Source organism: Streptomyces sp. NPDC029169 (assembly GCF_055563935.1).
The window spans coordinates 81,251-95,615 of record NZ_JBVHXA010000021.1 but is presented as its reverse complement, the minus strand read 5'-3'; the positions used below and the strand labels follow the sequence as shown (position 1 = coordinate 95,615).

Here is a 14,365-nt window from a genome sequence, read left to right as displayed (position 1 = left end):
CAACCGCCAGCGCGGACCTCTCGGGGAATGTTCCAGCAGGTCAAAGGCCTACAGGCGCCCTGGTGCCGAGTGATTCCCGAGCTTATAGCGCGGGTTCGATTCCCGTCATCCGCTCTTCCAAGAAGGCCCCGGTCAACGACCTGGGCCTTCTTCGTTGCCTAGGTCTGGGCCAGTTCGCGCGCCGTGGCCATATCGCTGAAGGGGAGCAGCTCCTCGCCGACGATCTGGTGTGGTTCGCTGCCCTTGCCGGCGATCAGGACCGTGTCGTCGGGGCCCGCCGCGGTCAGGGCGAAGGCGATCGCCTGGCGGCGGTCGGTGTAGCGCCGGAAGGGGGTGCCGGTCGCCGTGAGGCCGGGGGTGACCTGGTCCAGGATGGCCTCGGGGTCCTCGTTGCGGGGGTTGTCCGAGGTCAGGACACAGAGGTCGGAATGGGTCCCGGCGATCTGGCCCATCGCGGCCCGTTTGGTGGTGTCGCGGTCTCCGCCGCAGCCGAAGACCGTGATCACCCGGCCGTGGGCGAAGCCCCGGATGGTGGTCAGGACCTTGTCCAGGGAGTCCGGCGAGTGGGCGTAGTCCACGATCACCGACGTGCCCATCGGGGTCCGGAAGCGTTCCAGTCGGCCCGGGACCGGCGGCATCCGGTCGAGCGCGTCGACCAGGGGGCCCAGCTGGTGCCCCAGCACGTGGCAGGCTGCCACGGTGGCCAGCGCGTTGGCCACCGAGAACCGGCCGGGGACGGGGATCGAGGCCGGGTAGGCGCGTCCGTCGTGGTGAAGGGTGAACCGCGTACCCGAGGCGCTCACCACGAGGTCGGTGGCCCGGTAGTCAGCCGGGCGGTCCAGGGCGTAGGTGGTCACCGCACCCGGCATCATCGACACGATGCCCGCGCCCACCGGGTCGTCGGTGTTGACCACCGCATGCCGGCACAGGCCCTGAAAGAGCCGCAGCTTGGCGTCCCGGTAGTTCGCCATCGTCCCGTGGTCGTCCAGATGGTCCTGCGTCAGGTTGGTGAAGACCCCGACGTCGATGAACGTACGGTCCACCCGGTGCGTCAGCAGCGCCATCGAGGTGGCCTCCAGCACCACGCCGGCGGCCCCGCGGTCGCGCATGTACCCCAGTAGGTACTGCAGGTCGGGGGATTCCGGCGTGGTCAGCACTGATGGCGGCATGGGGATCGGCTCGTCGCCGATCCTGCTTCCGGCGGTTCCGATCACCCCCACCCTGGAGCCCTCGGCGATCCGCAGGACGGACTCGACCATGTACGAGACGGAGGTCTTCCCGTTGGTGCCGGTGATCGCCACCATGTCCATCTGCCGCCCGGGCTCGCCGAAGTAACGGGAGGTCACCACCGCGGCGGCCGTCCGCGTGTCGGGTACCCGGACGGCGCAGATGCCCGGGGGCCATACCCCGGCCGGCAGGGCGGGTTCACTGCCGTCGACGAGTACGGCGGCGGCGCCCAGGGCCAAGGCCGGCGAGACGGAGCCGAGGCCGCCCTCCCGGTGTCCGGGTACGGCGATGAAGAGCGAGCCAGGCGTTACCCGGTCGGCGTCGAAGGTGGGTCCCGCGGTGATCAGCGTCGTGTCCGGATCACCCTGGAGAACGTGGTGCTCCTGCCCGGCCAGCAATTCGCTCAGCTTCACAATGATCCCTTCGAGGGGGCTCGGGCCCGGGCGTGCGGCCGTAGCCAGGCGGCAGCGCCGGCGGCATGCCGGGAAGCTGCTGTGGTGATGTGGAGCGGAGGAGCCGGAGGCGCGAAGCGCTAGCCGTGGCCGTGCAGGGCGGTACGGCGGGTCTTGGGCGCCGCTGCGAGGGCCGCGCCGGCCGGGTCGACGACGGTCGGAACCCCGGCAGCCGGGCGCATCCCGGAGGCGGCCTGCTGCAGGCACTGCCTCGAGGAACGTGTGCGACCCATGGGCCGAGTGTACGGCCCACGCTGCGGCCCGGGGACCGCCGCTTGGCGCCCTCGCCTCCGGCGCCTACCCCCATGCTGCACGTCACGCTCGCCTTCGAGGTTGATCCCGACGGCGATGCAGACCGGCCGGTTGGCGACCGCACCCACCCGCTTGCGCGAGCTGCCGTTGCGGGAGTTACCCGAGCCCGCCCCGGCCTTGTCGCCCTTCTCGTAGCCGAGATGCTCGGTCGGTCACCGGACTGGGCGGCGGCGCGGAGAGCGTCGTCCTGTGCGCATGGCGGCGTAGAGGAGGGCTGCCACGAACACCGCGATGCCGATGAACAGAAGGAAGAGGAGTCCGTCGGCGGTGGCGCCGATCATGCCCAGCACGATCGCGACGATGATCAAGGCCAGGAAGACCGACATGAGTGCTGCCTCCTCGGTCGGGCGGGGGCTCAGCGGCGGGCCAGCTGCCGTTCACCGTTCGCCCCGGGCTTGTACGCGAGGCCGTAGTGTCCGAAGACCGCTTCCTCGTCCCCGGCGGGAAGTACGTCGTCGGTGCCGATCGAAGGGCACTGCTTCACCAGCGCCTTGTCGTGGGCGACCTTCACATAGCCCGGCCCCACCGTCGCACCGTCCAGGGGAACGAACACCAGACGGTGGCGGGTGGGCAGGCCGACCCGGATCGTGGCCATGGAGGGCTCGTCAGTGCTGGTGTCGACGTAGATCGCCTCCAGCTCTCCGATCCTGCGGCCCCGCGTGTCCACCACGTCGTAGGTTCGCCACTCACGGATGTCGGCCATGTGGATCATCCCAACTCCTCGTGGTCGGTGACCGGTTCGGGAAGCGGGGCGACAAGGATCTCGGCGGCCTGGGTGACGTTGTCGGCGCGGACCGCGCGGGCCATGGCGTCACGTGCCGCATCGGGTGCCGTGTCCGGCGGTACCACCATCAGGGCGAAGTGGTCGTTGTCGCCACGGGTGATGAGGACGGTGTCGTCGCCGACGGGGAAGGAGTCGAGGTGCACCACACGGTCGTCGACGACCACACGAGTCGGAACCTCCTCCCAGGCGGCGGTGTCCAGGCCGACCCTCGTGATGGGGCCGAGGTGTGCGGTGAGCGCCTGGATCAGGGCGGGCAGCTCGGTCACGACGTCCCGGGAGCGGGGCCACCACGCGCCGTCGAGGACGCCTTCGCGGGAGTGCGTCGTCTGCAGTCGGAGCACGGCCGTGCCGGGCTTCACCGCTCGGTGGATCTCGTCCGGGAGGAGCTTCTGAGGGGTGGGAGCGTCAGATTCGGCCATGGTGGTCCGCCTGCCTGCGCGGGGCCGCCGACACCTCATGGCCGGCGAGAAACCGCCGTGGTCTCACGGTACTCCGCGCGCCTGCGACCACGCCCGCGAGCATCGGCCGGGCGGTGTTCCCAGTCGGAAACCACCTGGTCAGAAACCGCTCGTCCGAGCACGGGGCGGAGTAGGCTTCAAGTACCGGGAGTAACTCGAACACCCGCTCCCACGCGGACGTCGTTTCCGGCGATCAAGACACTGGGCCGCCCTGCAGGGCGGCCCGGAGACGGGTCCGCGATCATGACCACCATCGCTTCCCCGCTTTTGGCGCGCCTGGCGCTGACGCCTAAGACCACACGCGCCGGCCTGTTGGACGGCGCCTGGTGGCCGTTCTCACGCGATCTCGCAGCCGAACTTCCGCCACTGATCGACGCGCTGGAGGGCCGCTTCGGACGCATCACACGCGTCACGGTGAACCCCACCCGTTGGCCCGTCGTCCCACACAAGGTTCCCGTCTCCGGGCACACCGTGCATGTCGGCTGGTTCACCGAACAGGATCCCGACAAGATGATCCTGCTCTCCTACACCGTCGGCCGCTGCGATCTGCTGGTGATCCCGCCCGAGACCGAACCCGCCGCAGCCGCCCGGCTGATGACCGCCGCCGCGACCCCCGGCAGCCGCCTCACCGCCGACTCCCTCATGTCCGACGAAACCGCGATCGGCCTCCGCCTGCGGGACGTCCGAGGCAGGGAGGACGTCTGGGAGACCGATGGCGGGGCCATCCCGCCGCCCGTCCGGCATCCCGTCATCGGCGCGCGGATGATCCCCCTTCCGGGGAACAGGTGGAGGTGACGACATGGCGACCGTCATCCTCATCGCCGCGATCGTCTCCATGACCGCCCTCGGCATGGCACTGATCCACCGGCTCAACGCCCAGCACGACGCACGCATCGCGGCGTACCTCTTCAGCGACCCCTACCCGGCCATCGCCCGTCCACCCGGCCACAGCCACCACAGGCCGACAGGGCAAGCCCCCAGCCGCAGGAGCACGGGCACCTGGCCCTGAACCCAGACCACTCCTCCGACCGAAGGCCGCGGGTGGGGCACCCGACACCCGGGACAACCCACCCGCCGGCCTCTCGCCCGTCCTCTGAAGGGACCCCACACCTTGTACCCCACCGAGCACGAGACCCTGCCGCAGGCAGGACGCGCCGAGATCCGCATCGTCGCCGCTTCCCCCGAGGCCGCCCGCGCGGTCGCCGAAGCAATCCGCCGCTCTTTCGACGGACCGGAACAGCGCAGCTACCCGGCCCCCGACGGCGGCACCCGGCTCCACCTCACCGTCGACACCGAATCCGCTGCCGGACCCGCACGGTCCTGGCTGACCACCAGCAGGCCGCTCACCGGCGTCGGCACCCACGTGGACGAGGTCTGAGGAGCAATCAGACCCATACGCACGAAAGGACTCGGCCATGGCGACACTCCGCGAGCGACAGGTCTACCGTGAACGGGTTCTGACCGCCCTCTACGAAGCCACCGAAGGCAACCGCCTTCTCGGAGTCCCTGGGCGAAAGCTGCGGAACGACCTGCGCATCCCGGAGGAGGACCTGGCGGCGGCCTGCACGTACCTGGCCGGCGAGGGCCTGATCACCGTCGACTGGGATCCGGGCAACACACCCGCGATGGTCTCCCTGACCCACCAGGGCATCAGGCGGATGGAGGCCGAAGAGGAAGAACGCGGCTGACCGCCGGCCTGGAGTCGGCCGCCCTCGGCACGGCCGTCCGCACGCACGGTCACCGTATGGCGTACCCGGTCACCGAGGAGCATCCTTGAAGGCGCATAGCGGTACGGCCCGCCGCCAAGTCGGCCGGAAGGCTCCGAGTCGCCAAGCGTCCCCCGCCCCAACTCGCAGGAATGCCCTGCTCGGAGGGCACACGGCGCACCACTTGCACCATCTGGCAGCCGAGTCGTCTCGAATCACGAGACGCTCTGCGTGACCCGCCGCACTCGGCTCACCTCCCGCGAATTCGCTCCCTACAAACGCAGCCGCATTGGCCCTGCGTCGCGCGCCCACACGAGCGACCGCTCAGTGAGTGAGTCCACGATGACCGGCGCATCCTGTGGCGGAGGCACTCGTTGCTCACGACATGAAGAAGATCATCATGCTCGCCGCCCTGCCCCTCGTGATCATCGGCATGGCCGCCCCGGCACAGGCAGACAACGACAGCAACTTCGGCGGCGGTGTCAACGCCGCCAACAACTGGAACTTCGCCGCAGCCGCGGTCTGCCTGCAGGAACTGGCCGTCGTGCCCGTCCTCGGCGACTGGGCCGGCAACCACGTCAACAACTGCAGCCTCGGCAACGTGATCGACCACACTCTGGGAGGCTGAGAAGCTGTTGCCGACAGCGGGGGCCGCCTGAACGAGTCGGCCCCCGCACCCGGGCGGACGCTCGTTCGAGGTCGGCACAGGGCGACCTCTCAGACGCCGCTGGCTTCGGATGCGGATCACCGACATCAGCAGTTGGTGGGTGCCGCCATCGACGGCAACGACGAGTCCGCCGCCCGCCTGTCCGATCGGGGCGCCGTCGATCCCCGTGTTTGCCGGAGGCGACCCAGGCCAACGAGAGCGTCGTGGAGACGGTCCGGGGCCGAAACCGTTCCACAGGACGCCCCGGCGGGGCTCAGCCGGCCCCGATGGACAGGGGGCCGACTCGGGTCTCCAGCCAGGCCGGCAGGTCCAGGAGCCGGACCCCTTCCTGCTCGTCGGGGTCCGTCCGCGCGGCCAGGCACACCATCTCCTCGGTGCCGGTGTTCACCGGCAGGTGCGGGGTGTCGGCAGGGATGTGGATGTAGTGACCGGCGTGGAGGACCACGTGCTCGGCCAGGCCCTCACCGTGCCATACCTCTGCCTGCCCGGACTGGGTGAAGATGGCCGACTCGTGACCCTCGTGCAGGTGAGGGCGGCCCCGGCTGCCGGTGGCCATCACGCGCACTGATACCTGCTCCGAACGTGCCACCCCTAGACCCCTTGGTAGCGCCCGGTCCGCACCACTGCGCATTGCTTCTGATCCGCCACAAGCAGCAGTACAACTGCATGTGTCCGCTGTTCGAGCAGTTCACGCCACCTTCGTGGCGCCCGCTCAGGGGCCTCGGATCGCCTCAGGCGCCGTAGTTGAGCCGGAAGATGTCGTTCAGGATCTAGTACGAGCTTCCATCGGGCACAAGCCGGCGAACCCGAGAACCGCGAACCCCGAAAGCACGCCCAGGTCCGTTGGGTCGACGCCGGCGCCCTCCACCGGATTGACGCGGTCGTGGGCAGCGCGCCATGTCTTCACCCACAACGACGGACGTCGTCGACGAGAGGTACCTGCGCCGAGTCGGGCAACGGCCGGTGCTCTTGGACGCCGACTGCCGGGAGGCGATCGCGGACGCCACCGCCCTCTGTCGAGCGCTGGTGGACGTCAGTCCCCCGTAGTCCCGACAGGGCGTCGCGGACCCGTTCTCATCGCCAGGAGGGTTGCTACGACGGAGCTTCCGGCCAGGGCGAGGAAGAGGCCGCTGTAGCCGCCGAGGGGTCCGGCGAGGGTGGCGCCGGCCCAGGGAGCAAGGGCGGCGGCGATGGTGGCAGGGGCCGTGAGGAGGGCGGAGAGGTGGCCGTATCGGCCGGCGCCCCATCGGTCGGTGACCGCGGTGGCCTGGAGGAGGGTGAGGTTGCCGCGGACGACGCCGGCGAGGACGGAGAGCAGGACAAGGAGCGGGATGGGGCCGGGGACCAAGGCCAGGGCTGAGGTGGTGGCGCCGCCGAGGGCGATCAGCGTGGCGGTGCGGGTGGTGACGGTGGTGCGAGCGGCGAGGGCCGCGTAGAGCGTGCGGCCGAGGGTCTGGCCGGCACCGCCGAGACCGAGGGCCCAGGCGGCGGCGGTCGGGCTCGCTCCGCGTTCTTCGAGGAGGGGCACGAGGCCGAGGACGACCGCGTACATGGCGAAGCCGGAGAGCGTGAACGCGATGGCGAGCAGGACGAAGGGGCGGCTGCGGGCGGTCTCGTCTTTCCCGGTCGGCTGTTCAGGGCCGGGACCCGGCGGCAGGGGTGGCCAGGGGGCTCGTAGGGCGAGGGCGTGGGCGGGGATGGTGACGAGGGCGAGGATGCCCGCCAGGATGACGTACGTGGTGCGCCAGGTGAGGTGTTCGGCGAGGGCGGCCGTGAGCGGGGCGAAGACGGTGGAGGCCAGGCCGCCGGCGAGGGTGACGATCGTCAGGGCGCGGACGCGGTCGGGACCCCACCACCGCGTGAGGGCGGCGAAGGCGGGGTGGTAGAACGTGGCGGCCATCGCGACGCCCGCGAGGGCCCAGGCGGCGTAGAAGGCAGGCAGGTTGGGGGCTGCCGCCACGGCCAGCACGGCAACGACGGCGAGGATGGAGCCGGCCGTCATGACGAGGTGCGGGCCGCGCCGGTCCAGGATCCGGCCTATGGGCACACTTGCTGCCGCCGAGACGAGAAGGGCCAGCGAGAACGCACCTGTTGTCGCGCCGAGGGACCAGCCGGTGTCGGCTGTGATGCGGGAGAGCAGAACGGGGAAGGCGTAGTAGACGATCCCCCAGCCGGTGATCTGCGTCAGGCAGAGGGCGGGGAGCACGGCGCGGGGCCGCGACCGGTCCCCCGTTCCGGTCGCGACCCCGTCCGTGCGGGTGTTGAGGTCGGTCACGAGCCGCAGGAGGGCGCGGAGGTCGTGGTGCCGAGCTGGATCAGCGCGGGGGCGGGAGCGCAGCAGCCTCCGCCGTCCGCCTCGTCGGCCTGCGGCTGATCGAAGAGGCCCGCGCCGCCGCAGACGCCCGTTTCAGGGAGGACCAGCTCGACGCGCTCGGCCGACTCCCGGTCGCCCGCGATGGCGGCGACGACGGAGCGGACCTGCTCGTATCCGGTGAGGGCAAGGAAGGTCGGGGCGCGGCCGTAGGACTTCATGCCGACGAGGTAGACGCCCTGTTCGGGGTGGGAGAGCTCGTTCACGCCGTGGGGGTAGACGGTGCCGCAGGAGTGCTGGTTGGGGTCGATCAGCGGGGCCAGCTCGACCGGGGCCTGGAGGCGCTCGTCGAGACCGAGGCGGAGCTCGGAGAGGAAGGAGAGGTCGGGGCGGAAGCCCGTGAGGACGATGACCTCGTCGACCGGGTCGAGCCGGCGGCCGTCCTCGGCCACGAGGACCAGGCGGTCGCCGTCGCGCTCGATCGCCTCCGTACGGAAGCCGGTCACGGCGTCGGCATGGCCCTCGTCCACCGCTGCCTTCGCGGCAAGACCCAGTGCGCCGCGGGCGGGGAGCTGGTCGGCCGTGCCGCCGCCGAAGGTGGAGCCGGAGATGCCGCGGCGCAGGATCCATACGGCCTTCGCCCCCGCGCCGTCCTCTGCCTCGGCCAGCTCGGCAAGGGAGGCAAGAGCGGTGAAGGCGGAGGCGCCGGAGCCGATGACGGCGGTGCGCTTGCCCGCGTATCGGGCTCGGACGGAGGGGTCCTTGAGGTCGGGGACGCGGTAGGTGACGCGGTCGGCTGCGGCCTTCTCCCCAAGGGCGGTGAGGCCGGACGCACCGGCCGGGCTCGGGGTGGCCCACGTGCCGGAGGCGTCGATGACCGAGCGGGCGAACAGCCGCTCCTCGCGGCCGTCGGCGTACGCGACGTGGACGACGAAAGGCTGGGCCTCGCGGTCCGCGTCCACGATCCGGTCGCGGCCCGCGCGCGACACACCGGTGACCGTGGCGCCGGTGCGAACGCGGTCGCCGAGGACGTCGGCGAGCGGCTGGAGGTAGTCGGCCGCCCAGTCGCCACCGGTCGGGTACGTCTTCGCGTCGGGCTTTACCCAGCCGGTGGGGGCCAGGAGCTTCTCGGCGGCCGGGTCGGTGACCTCGCCCCACGTGGAGAAGAGACGGACGTGTGCCCACTCGCGTACCGCCGCACCAGCCGTCGGCCCGGCCTCCAGGACCAGCGGTTCGAGGCCGCGCTCGACGAGGTTCGCGGCGGCGGCGAGGCCGGCGGGCCCGGCCCCGATGACCACGACGGGCAGCTGGTCGGTGGCGGTGGTGTTCACGACGATTCCCCTTTGTTTCGACATCCGTCGATCTCTTGTGCCGCCAGCATGGCACCTGAATCGACACTCGTCAACATAGACATTCATCGAAATGAACGCGCCTGAGGCGGCCCGCGGCCTGGGCGCCTGGTTCGACATGTGTCAACATAGATGCATGTCGAATGTCACCGCGCTGCCGCTGCTTGAGCCCGAGGTCGTCCGCTGCTGCCCGCCGCTCACCGAGCGCCCGCTGAACGCCGAGGAGGCCGAGCGGACTGCGAAGATGTTCAAGGCCCTCGGCGATCCGGTCCGGCTGCGCCTGTTCTCGGCGGTCGCCTCACACGTGGGCGGCGAGGCGTGCGTCTGCGACATCTCCGACGTCGGGGTCTCGCAGCCGACTGTCTCCCATCACCTGAAGAAGCTGAAGGAGGCGGGTCTGCTCTCCTCGGAGCGGCGCGGGACCTGGGTGTACTACCGCGTGGAGCCCGCCGTCCTCGCGGCCATGGGCGCGCTCCTCACCCAGGCGTCTGCCGCGTGACCGTAGCGACCGCCGTCGTCGTGCCCCTGACCGCGGCACACGCCGAAGAGGTCGTTGCGATCTACCAGGCAGGCATCGACGAGGGCAACGCCACCTTCGCTTATAGCGCGGGTCCGATTCCCGTCATCCGCTCCATGACGAAGCCCCAGGTCAGCGACCTGGGGCTTCGTCATGGGACGCCTGGGTGGCCGCCCGACGGTCCAGGCAGTCCGATCGGATCAACGCTTCTCGGTGCCGCCCTTACGTCCCTTGGCTGCGGTCGCACCGGCAATTTCCACCGCGGCGGCGGCGTCCACGACGCCCCAGCCGTAGGCCGGGGAGTAGATGCCCGTCAGGCCGGTGACCGGCTGGCGGGCCGTGTCGAGGAGGGCGTCCTCGACGTTGGCCAGAGTCCGGCCCTGTGCGAAGAGGAGGGCGGCGACGCCTGCCACGTGCGGGGTGGCCATGGACGTGCCGGCGTAGTAGTCGTAGTCCTTCTGGCCACAGGACGCGGCCCCGGTGCCGACGGGCACGGTGGACACGATGTCGTCCTGACAGGAGGTCAGTCCCGCGCCGCCGGGCGCTGCCACGGCCTTCAGGTCGGGCTTGTTCGGTAGTTCGGAGAACCAGCTCTTCAGCTCGTTGCGGTCGGTGGACGCCACACAGATGGCGCCGGGCTCCCACGCCGGGGTGTTGCAGAGTGCGGTGGCGGAGTTCCCAGCGGCGACGATGACCGAGGTGCCCTGCGCGTTGGCGTACGCGATCGCTTCCGTGACCGAGGTCTCCAGGCCCGTCAAGGTGAGGGCCTGCGTTCCGGCCAGCCCGCCGAGGCTCATGTTGATCACGTCGGCGCCGTGGTCCACCGACCACCGTATGCCGGCGGCGATGTCCTCGAAGGTGCCGCTGCCGTTCTCCAGGACCTTGACCGGCATGATCCTGGCGTTCGGCGCGACCCCGGCGACTCCGGTGCCGTTGTTCGCGACGGCGGCCACGATGCCGGCGACATGGGTGCCGTGCTCGTCACCGTTGTTCTGCCCGTCGGGGCCGCGGAAGTCGCCGTTCCCGCACGGCCCGCCCGCCTGGCCGCAGTCCGTGAACGTGGCGCCGGCCACCAGGTTGGCCTTGAGATCGGGGTGATTCAGGTCCACACCGGTGTCGACGACGGCGACCACGGCACCCGTGCCGGTGCTGGTCGCCCAGGCCTGTTCGGCATGGACCTGGGTCAGGCCCCACTGGTCGGCCCTCAAGGGGTCGTTGGTGCCGGCATGCGCGAGTCCGGCCGAGGTGCTCAACAGGGCGGCGGCACCGATGAACGACGCGACCATGACAAGCTTGCTGTTGCGATACATGCGTTCCTCTCCTGGTTGACGGCCCTGAGCGCCGATGCTCAGCCGGCCTGCTGCGCGGTGAGGGTGAACTTGTAGTCCGTGCCGTACAGGTAGAGCAGTCCGATGTAGGCCGCGCCCGGCGCGATCACGAGCTTCTGGCCCGGAACCGCGAAGTCGCCGGCGATCGGTTTGCACGTCGAGTCGTAGAAGAACATCTGCATCTCGCCGAGTTGGCCCTCCGGCGCGATGTAGGACGCCACATGCAGCCCGTCACCCCAGCCGGCCGGCAGCTTCGTGATCCACGCGTCGACACCCTGAGCTGTCGGCGTCGTGCCGCAGGCGGCCTGCCACGACGCCACAGTCACGCCGGGACGGTAGGGCTCGGTGCCCGGGAGGTACCACAGCCCCTGCGGCTCACCGGCCTGGATCGTTCCCGACTCGCTGACCGGCTCGTCCGGCGTGAACGGCAGCGGCTCGACACCGGAGGCGTTGCCGAACACCTCCAGTTCGGAGAGCACGGCGTACGTCTTCGTCTCCCCCTGGATGGAATCGATGAAGACCCGGACATGGCTCGCCCTGACCTGTATGTCCAGCTCGAGGGTCTGGATCAGCATGTCCGGCGCCGTCGGCCGCGGAGCCGAAGCACCGAACGTGCCCGCCTTGACGGTCTGCCACAGCACACCGTCGGTCGAGACCTGGACCGTGAAGTCCTTCGTCACGTTGAACCGTCCGGCCGTCGTCGGCTTGAGCGTGCTGACCGCGATGCTGGAGACCTGCGCCTCCTTGGCCAGCTTCACCTCGGCCACCTGGTTCGCTCCGGCGTTGTACGGCGTGCCCGCGTCCTTGGTCTTCCACGCGGTCGCCTCTGTGTCGTCGATCAGGAAGCTCGCGGGAAGGCCCTCGTCCTGGCTGGAGGTCTTCACGACGGTCGCGCCGTTGTGCTTCGAGGCGAGGTTCGGCGCCAGCTTGAGCGTCCGCCCGGTCGTCTTGCCCGACTGCACCGACAGGCCCCGGAACTTCTGGATGCCGAAGCCGCGCGCCTGCACGGTGATCGTGTACGTGCCGTCGACCATCGGCGCCGACACGGCACCGCTGGGGCCCGATATGCCGAGCGGCGTCACCCTGGCCTCGAACTCACCGATGATCACCCGGGCGTCGGGGATGGGCCGGCCGGTGGAGGCGTTGACCAGCTTGACGGCGAGCAGACCGTTGCGCGACGGGGCCGCGTGGTCGAAGCCCGGCTTCGGGTCGGTGTCCTCGGATCCCGACGTAGAGGCCGAGAGACCCGCGCCGCGGCGGGCGAACGTCGTCCAGATGGCGTCCGTGTTGTCACCGTGGAAGCGCAGGGTGTCCGCGTCGAGGATCGCGTCACGCATGTCGAGGAACGACGGCGACGGCGGGGACAGCGGCATGGCGTCGGTCACCAGGTGTTCGGCGATGTCGCTGCCCGCCTTGTTCCCGTACCGCTGGACCAGTGCGCGGCGTAGGTCCCACAGCATGGCGGTCCAGATCTCGCCGTCCGCGTGGACCTCGGGGCCCGTGATGTCGTAGCCGTAGTCGCCGTACGTCAACGGGCTCTTGTCGTACGCCCAGTTGCGGATGCCCCGCTCGGCGTTCCCCACGGCGTACTCGCCGACCACGGCCTTGTCGTACAGCCCCTCGCGGCCCAGGTGGTTGATGGCGTACCAATCGCCCCAGCCCTCGCCCATCGCGCCGGACTGCTCGCCGCCGAGCGAGCCGAGCCCGCCGCCGCCGACGTACCGGTTGGACAGACCGTGGCTGTACTCGTGCTGGATCACCGTCTGGTCGAAGTTGCCGTCGGCGTACGGGCCCTCGAAGGCGTCGTTGATCGGCTCCCACAGGTACATGCTGGAGAACGACGGGATGCCGTCGGGCAGGGTCAGCATGTTGGCGTTGTCCCGGCCGAGGTACGTCGGCGCGCCACCGCTCGCGGCGCCGGAGTGCGCGAGGCCGCTGATCGGGTCGCCGCCCTGGCCACCCTTGCCGAAGTTGTTGACCTGGAAATTGCCCGCGGTCTCGGTGAAGCCGAACTGGTAGTACTCGTCGTGGATCCGGTTGTGGTGGAAGAAGAGGTTGGTCACCGCCGGATCGCGGTCGAGGACGTACGACGGCGGCAGCGTCTGGCCCTTGGTGCGCGCCCAGTTGGCGCCGTACGCGTAGTTGAACTGCGCCGTCGGGCTGACCGGCCGGTTGTGCTCGTCGGTCGGCGCCAGCGGGGCCGTGTACTGCGCGAAGGTGTTGGCGTTGTTGCCAAGCGTGGTGGGGCCAGGCAGGCCCAGGGCCCCGGTCGGGTCGACCCAGCCGCCGGGCGACGAGGCGTTCGGGCCGAAGCTCTTGATGACCGGCCCGCCGCCCTGCGTGGCGCCCGGGAAGTTCTCGTAGACCGTGCCCTCGGGCTCCAAGGGGCCTTCGTGCTGCACCAGGGAGTGCCTGGCCAGTGTCTTGCTGGTCGCCGCGTCGACGACCACGTCCCATGCCTCGTCGAGGCTCTTGACGAACAGCACGCTGTACGCCGGGCGGGCACCAGCGGCCGTCGGGAACGCGACCTTGCGGACCCGCTGCACCTGTGCGAACGGCCCGGCCGCGAACACCTGGTACCCCGCCTGGGTCTCACCCGTCGGCAGAGGGACGAAGACCGACGAAGGAGACAGGGACGACACGGCAGCGGCGAGTGCGTCGGCCGGGGACCTGTCGTACCCGGCGAGCAGGCCGCCGCTCCGTACCGGATCGCCGGCGTAGGACAGCACGCGGCCGTCCTTGGCCACGGTCACCGTCAGCACGCCGCCGTGCACGGCCTCGACGCCGCCGAAGGTCTGCGTGAAGCTCACCACCCGGGCGCCGATGCCGGGGAGTTCGTGGTTACGCCGCACCGCCAGCGCCTCGACGTCCGCGGCCGACAGGCCGAACGCCTCGCGGTTCGCCTGCAGCCACCCCTTCGCGATGGCTAGCGGTTCGCCGCTCTGAGGACCGGTGAGATAACCGCCGGGCGCTCGCACGGTCCGAGGTGTGCCATAGGCGGTGTTCCAGGTTATTCGCGGCGATCTGCCGCCGGGTACGGATGTCTGCAGCGCCGAGACGGCGGCGAGCTGCGCCTCCGTGGGCGACAGGGGCGGCAGGTCACGCCGCACGTCCATGGAGTCCTGCGGTTCGTCACCGGCGATGATCGACGCCGGTACGGACAACTGGTCATCGGTCGCCGAGTGGGCGACCGCCGGCGTCGCGATCAGCGCTGCGGTGAGCGCCGACGCGACCAACTTGCGGGATCCGTTCAT

General features: G+C 70.4%; 16 protein-coding genes and 1 pseudogene. 6 read left to right on the top strand and 11 right to left on the bottom strand.

Annotation, left to right across the window (positions count from 1 at the left end; translation table 11 throughout):
* Positions 1-158: 158 nt before the first annotated feature.
* The 5 genes from ACZ4VI_RS31005 to ACZ4VI_RS30985 all read right to left on the bottom strand — a co-directional run bounded on the left by ACZ4VI_RS31005 (position 159) and on the right by ACZ4VI_RS30985 (position 3,194).
* Entirely contained in the window at positions 159-1,640 is a 1,482-nt protein-coding gene (locus ACZ4VI_RS31005) for a UDP-N-acetylmuramoyl-L-alanyl-D-glutamate--2,6-diaminopimelate ligase (RefSeq protein ID WP_468004612.1), read from the bottom strand.
* Between the two features lie 119 nt (positions 1,641-1,759).
* On the bottom strand, positions 1,760-1,912 hold the full coding sequence (locus ACZ4VI_RS31000) for a hypothetical protein (RefSeq protein ID WP_468004610.1): 153 nt from the start codon (positions 1,910-1,912) through the stop codon (positions 1,760-1,762).
* 231 nt (positions 1,913-2,143) lie between these two features.
* The gene (locus tag ACZ4VI_RS30995) at positions 2,144-2,317 is read right to left on the bottom strand and encodes a hypothetical protein (protein WP_468004608.1); all 174 of its coding nucleotides are present in this window, start codon (positions 2,315-2,317) and stop codon (positions 2,144-2,146) included.
* 29 nt (positions 2,318-2,346) lie between these two features.
* Positions 2,347-2,703, bottom strand: a complete 357-nt coding sequence (locus ACZ4VI_RS30990) for a PRC-barrel domain-containing protein (protein WP_468004606.1) — start codon at positions 2,701-2,703, stop codon at positions 2,347-2,349.
* Complete coding sequence (locus tag ACZ4VI_RS30985; protein WP_468004604.1) at positions 2,700-3,194, bottom strand: DUF5994 family protein; 495 nt, start codon at positions 3,192-3,194, stop codon at positions 2,700-2,702. The genes ACZ4VI_RS30990 and ACZ4VI_RS30985 overlap by 4 nt, the downstream gene beginning before the upstream one ends.
* 282 nt (positions 3,195-3,476) lie before the next feature.
* On the opposite strand from ACZ4VI_RS30985, the gene ACZ4VI_RS30980 reads away from it, so the two are divergent.
* The 5 genes from ACZ4VI_RS30980 (at position 3,477) to ACZ4VI_RS30960 (ending at position 5,567) form a co-directional block, all read left to right on the top strand.
* Positions 3,477-4,028, top strand: coding sequence for a DUF5994 family protein (locus ACZ4VI_RS30980; protein WP_468004602.1), 552 nt, complete (start codon positions 3,477-3,479; stop codon positions 4,026-4,028).
* Positions 4,029-4,032: 4 nt separating this feature from the next.
* Positions 4,033-4,242 (top strand): hypothetical protein, encoded by a 210-nt coding sequence (locus ACZ4VI_RS30975; protein ID WP_468004600.1) that lies wholly within the window; start codon positions 4,033-4,035, stop codon positions 4,240-4,242.
* Between the two features lie 102 nt (positions 4,243-4,344).
* Positions 4,345-4,611, top strand: a complete 267-nt coding sequence (locus tag ACZ4VI_RS30970; RefSeq protein ID WP_468004599.1) for a hypothetical protein — start codon at positions 4,345-4,347, stop codon at positions 4,609-4,611.
* Between the two features lie 37 nt (positions 4,612-4,648).
* Positions 4,649-4,921 (top strand): hypothetical protein, encoded by a 273-nt coding sequence (locus tag ACZ4VI_RS30965; protein ID WP_468004597.1) that lies wholly within the window; start codon positions 4,649-4,651, stop codon positions 4,919-4,921.
* 403 nt (positions 4,922-5,324) lie between these two features.
* On the top strand, positions 5,325-5,567 hold the full coding sequence (locus tag ACZ4VI_RS30960; protein WP_468004596.1) for a hypothetical protein: 243 nt from the start codon (positions 5,325-5,327) through the stop codon (positions 5,565-5,567).
* 111 nt (positions 5,568-5,678) lie between these two features.
* Here ACZ4VI_RS30960 and ACZ4VI_RS30955 read toward each other — a convergent pair.
* From ACZ4VI_RS30955 to ACZ4VI_RS30940, 4 genes and pseudogenes are all read right to left on the bottom strand, one after another.
* Positions 5,679-5,841 (bottom strand): annotated as a pseudogene (locus tag ACZ4VI_RS30955) (inositol monophosphatase family protein); the annotation flags it as partial.
* An 18-nt stretch (positions 5,842-5,859) separates the two neighbouring features.
* Positions 5,860-6,195, bottom strand: coding sequence for a cupin domain-containing protein (locus tag ACZ4VI_RS30950; RefSeq protein ID WP_468004594.1), 336 nt, complete (start codon positions 6,193-6,195; stop codon positions 5,860-5,862).
* Positions 6,196-6,639: 444 nt separating this feature from the next.
* Positions 6,640-7,881, bottom strand: a complete 1,242-nt coding sequence (locus ACZ4VI_RS30945) for an MFS transporter (protein ID WP_468004592.1) — start codon at positions 7,879-7,881, stop codon at positions 6,640-6,642.
* Complete coding sequence (locus ACZ4VI_RS30940; protein WP_468004590.1) at positions 7,878-9,272, bottom strand: NAD(P)-binding domain-containing protein; 1,395 nt, start codon at positions 9,270-9,272, stop codon at positions 7,878-7,880. Before ACZ4VI_RS30940 ends, ACZ4VI_RS30945 begins: the two co-directional genes overlap by 4 nt.
* Before the next feature lie 130 nt (positions 9,273-9,402).
* Between ACZ4VI_RS30940 and ACZ4VI_RS30935 the strand changes: the two genes are divergently transcribed.
* The gene (locus ACZ4VI_RS30935; RefSeq protein ID WP_468004588.1) at positions 9,403-9,765 is read left to right on the top strand and encodes an ArsR/SmtB family transcription factor; all 363 of its coding nucleotides are present in this window, start codon (positions 9,403-9,405) and stop codon (positions 9,763-9,765) included.
* Between the two features lie 218 nt (positions 9,766-9,983).
* Here ACZ4VI_RS30935 and ACZ4VI_RS30930 read toward each other — a convergent pair whose 3' ends face one another.
* Together ACZ4VI_RS30930 and ACZ4VI_RS30925 are read right to left on the bottom strand one after the other, a co-directional pair.
* Positions 9,984-11,093 carry a S8 family peptidase gene (locus ACZ4VI_RS30930; RefSeq protein WP_468004586.1) on the bottom strand — a complete coding sequence of 370 codons (1,110 nt, stop codon included), beginning with the start codon at positions 11,091-11,093 and terminating at the stop codon, positions 9,984-9,986.
* Positions 11,094-11,131: 38 nt separating this feature from the next.
* Positions 11,132-14,365 carry a M36 family metallopeptidase gene (locus ACZ4VI_RS30925; protein WP_468004584.1) on the bottom strand — a complete coding sequence of 1,078 codons (3,234 nt, stop codon included), beginning with the start codon at positions 14,363-14,365 and terminating at the stop codon, positions 11,132-11,134.